At 48.6% G+C, this 2402-nt stretch carries 4 protein-coding genes; all 4 read left to right on the top strand.

Annotated elements, in window-relative coordinates:
• Positions 1-395, top strand: a 395-nt coding sequence (locus CN673_RS21800) for an alpha/beta hydrolase family protein (protein ID WP_157928995.1), incomplete at its 5' end; no start/stop codon positions are given.
• A 21-nt stretch (positions 396-416) separates the two neighbouring features.
• Positions 417-788 (top strand): 50S ribosomal protein L29, encoded by a 372-nt coding sequence (gene rpmC, locus CN673_RS21795; protein WP_099868276.1) that lies wholly within the window; start codon positions 417-419, stop codon positions 786-788.
• Between the two features lie 34 nt (positions 789-822).
• On the top strand, positions 823-963 hold the full coding sequence (locus tag CN673_RS21790) for a S1 domain-containing protein (RefSeq protein WP_099868279.1): 141 nt from the start codon (positions 823-825) through the stop codon (positions 961-963).
• Between the two features lie 5 nt (positions 964-968).
• Positions 969-2285 (top strand): ubiquitin-60S ribosomal protein L40, encoded by a 1317-nt coding sequence (locus tag CN673_RS21785; protein ID WP_198586089.1) that lies wholly within the window; start codon positions 969-971, stop codon positions 2283-2285.
• Positions 2286-2402: the final 117 nt, after the last annotated feature.

The raw sequence follows: 2402 nt of genomic DNA, 5'->3' as shown, positions 1-2402 counted from the left end.
TCGGCAACGATCCCAAACAACCTCTAAGGGGATGTCTGCACGTCTCCGAGATGAAGCAGTTCTTCAACACCCCGATTCCCTCCAAATACGAGTTCAACGAAGAGGATTTGAAGCACAACCCCGTGCTGGTCCAGCGCCATGTCAACTTCATTAAGACGTCGAATCCCAGCTTCGACAACCTTCGATGGCCCGCTGTGACCAACCAGAACATCTGCACGCATCTGGTTGTGAAGCCGGAGCCGGAGATTCGGACGTATTTCGAGGGCGAGCAGAAGTCGTTGAAGTTTTGGCTGGATTTGGTCAACGAGTTCGGAGACAAGGTTATAAGGACCAGACATGCCCGCAGACGACTCGATGAGTACGATCAGTCAGCCATTCTGAGGGCTAGATTGTGAGAGAAACAGGCGGGTTTAGACATGTCCAAGGCCAAGGCGACTGAACTCCGCGGAAAGAAGAAGGAAGAGCTTCTCCAGGTTTTGGAAGAGCAGAAGAACGAGTTGGCCAACATCCTGGTCTCAAAGGTCACTGCTGGTCCTACCTCAAAATTGGCCAAGATCAATGTTATCCGAAAGAACATCGCTCGAGTTTTGACTGTTGTTAACCAATCCCAACGAGAGAACTTGCGAAAACTGTACAAGAACAAGAAGTACGTTCCCAAGGATCTCCGCCATAAGAAGACCAGGGCTCTCCGTCGTGCTCTTACCAAACACGAATTGTCTCTCCGCACCCACAAACAGCATGTCAAGGCCACCACTGTTCCCAAGAGACTCTATGCTTTGAAGGCCTAAGTTCTGATTGTTTTGTTAATTTTTTGGTTCATAAATTGTTAAAGTAACTCAAGTCCGCGTTGAGTTCCTCGACGACTCTAACCGTTCTATCATCAGAAACGTCAAAGGCCCAGTCAGAGAAGGAGATATCCTCACACTTCTGGAAGCTGAGAGAGAAGCCCGTCGTCTGCGTTAAGTCAGATGAACTTCCATCCGAAGATGCAAATTTTCGTCAAGACTTTGACCGGCAAGACCATCACCTTGGAGGTGGAGGGAAGCGACACCATCGAGAATGTGAAAGCCAAGATCCAAGACAAGGAGGGCATTCCCCCAGACCAGCAACGTCTGATCTTCGCTGGAAAGCAACTGGAGGATGGTCGCACCCTGTCCGACTACAACATCCAAAAGGAGTCCACCCTTCACTTGGTCCTCCGTCTCCGTGGTGGTATGCAGATCTTTGTGAAGACCTTGACCGGCAAGACCATCACTCTTGAGGTCGAGGCGTCCGACACCATCGAAAATGTCAAGGCCAAGATCCAGGACAAGGAAGGCATTCCCCCAGATCAGCAGCGTTTGATCTTTGCTGGTAAGCAGTTGGAAGATGGTCGCACGCTGTCTGACTACAACATCCAGAAGGAATCAACCCTCCACTTGGTTCTCCGACTTCGTGGTGGTATGCAGATCTTCGTGAAGACCCTGACTGGAAAGACCATCACTCTTGAGGTTGAAGCCAGCGACACGATCGAGAATGTCAAGGCAAAGATCCAAGACAAGGAAGGAATCCCACCAGACCAACAGAGATTGATCTTCGCCGGAAAACAACTCGAAGATGGCCGTACTCTTTCCGACTACAACATCCAGAAGGAATCTACACTCCATTTGGTGTTGAGGTTGAGAGGAGGAATGCAAATCTTCGTGAAAACGTTGACTGGAAAGACAATCACATTGGAAGTCGAAGCTTCGGACACGATCGAGAACGTGAAGGCCAAGATTCAGGACAAAGAAGGAATCCCCCCAGATCAGCAAAGATTGATCTTCGCCGGAAAACAGTTGGAAGATGGGCGCACCCTCTCGGACTACAACATCCAAAAGGAGTCCACCCTCCACTTGGTCCTCCGTCTTCGTGGTGGTATGCAGATCTTCGTTAAGACCCTCACTGGCAAGACCATCACCTTGGAGGTCGAGGCTTCTGATACCATCGAGAACGTGAAGGCCAAGATCCAGGACAAGGAAGGAATTCCCCCAGACCAGCAACGTCTCATCTTCGCCGGAAAACAACTTGAAGATGGCCGCACTCTCTCTGACTACAACATCCAGAAGGAGTCCACTCTCCATCTGGTGCTCCGTCTTCGTGGTGGTATTATCGAACCATCTTTGAGAATGTTGGCCCAGAAGTACAACTGCGACAAACAAATCTGCCGCAAATGTTATGCTCGTCTCCCTCCCCGTGCTACCAACTGCAGAAAGCAGAAGTGCGGCCACTCCAACGACCTCCGCCCCAAGAAGAAGCTGAAGTAAATGTTTTGTTGTTTCGATCCCCGTTTGGATCACATTTTTTTGTTGATTAAATTTACTTTTATCAAAAAAAAAAAAAAAAAAAAAAAAAAAAAAAAAAAAAAAAAAAAAAAAAAAAAA

The organism is Neopararhizobium haloflavum (assembly GCF_002750855.1).
Lineage (GTDB): Bacteria > Pseudomonadota > Alphaproteobacteria > Rhizobiales > Rhizobiaceae > Georhizobium > Georhizobium haloflavum.
The sequence above is the reverse complement of the archived record's forward strand: the minus strand, read 5'-3'. Positions and strand labels throughout refer to the sequence as shown.